Raw genomic sequence first — 440 nt, forward strand, 5'->3', positions numbered from 1 at the left:
ATTGGCATCGTGTAGGGCGGGACGCCAGGATGGTGGCCGTGTCCGGGGTACATGATCGGCGCACCGGGCGGGAATGGGTGCATGCTATGAGCGCGCACATTCTCCACGTCATTCCGCAAGACCTCGTTCTCCCGTAGCAGGTCGGTGTTATGCGTCTTGAGCTGGTTGATGAAATCGATGGCTGTACAGGGTCGATAAGTCAATATAACCCTGTTCGGGACACAGAATAAGATTAAAGACACGCACCTTTGCTCAATATCTCCCACTTGCTCGCCTCCATCGCACGGTCCGCAGGCAACTGGTCACGCAGCTCGTCGAACAGATCCTTCATCTCCTTTCTACGCTTGCGCTCTGCGAGCTTATGCGAGACCCTTAGCTCAGGCGAGCGCGAGTAGGGCGTCGGATTGCCCGACTCGCGCCGTGCCTGTGTCGCCTCTTCT

At 57.5% G+C, this 440-nt stretch carries 1 protein-coding gene; it reads right to left on the minus strand.

What is annotated here, in order from left to right; translation table 11 throughout:
* Nucleotides 1-232: 232 nt before the first annotated feature.
* Nucleotides 233-440, minus strand: a 208-nt coding sequence (locus BBH99_RS21910; RefSeq protein WP_131799228.1) for a helix-loop-helix domain-containing protein, incomplete at its 5' end; no start/stop codon positions are given.

This window comes from Chryseobacterium contaminans, assembly GCF_001684955.1.
GTDB classification, from domain to species: Bacteria; Bacteroidota; Bacteroidia; order Flavobacteriales; family Weeksellaceae; genus Chryseobacterium; species Chryseobacterium contaminans.